The organism is Bacillus sp. SIMBA_005 (assembly GCF_046535585.1).
Lineage (GTDB): Bacteria > Bacillota > Bacilli > Bacillales > Bacillaceae > Bacillus > Bacillus pumilus.
In genome coordinates this window covers 1-249 of the sequence record NZ_JAWRWI010000874.1, presented here as the reverse complement: position 1 = coordinate 249, position 249 = coordinate 1, and the positions used below count along the sequence as shown (strand labels likewise).

At 29.7% G+C, this 249-nt stretch carries 1 protein-coding gene; it reads left to right on the top strand.

Features of this window, described 5'->3' with window-relative positions:
* A partial coding sequence (locus tag SB660_RS22570; RefSeq protein WP_410584725.1) for a hypothetical protein occupies positions 1-219 on the top strand: 219 nt, incomplete at its 5' end.
* Between the last annotated feature and the right edge of the window lie 30 nt (positions 220-249).

Below are 249 nucleotides of genomic sequence, written 5' to 3'. Positions count from 1 at the left end.
AATGTTATTGCTGTTTTTTACAAACAACAAAGCAATATGTCAACCTCGATAGATGTTACAAAAGCCACAATACGCTCAGGCAAAATTATCATTAGAATAGAAAACTTGAAAGTTGGCTTCACAAATGACGTTTCACAGCCCTTTCATATTGTAAAAATTCCTAAATCGTCAAAAAACATTGTTTTTGAAAAAATAAAAAACCCTCTCTTACCAGAATAAAGTTGTTTTCGAAAATTTGTAAATCCAATT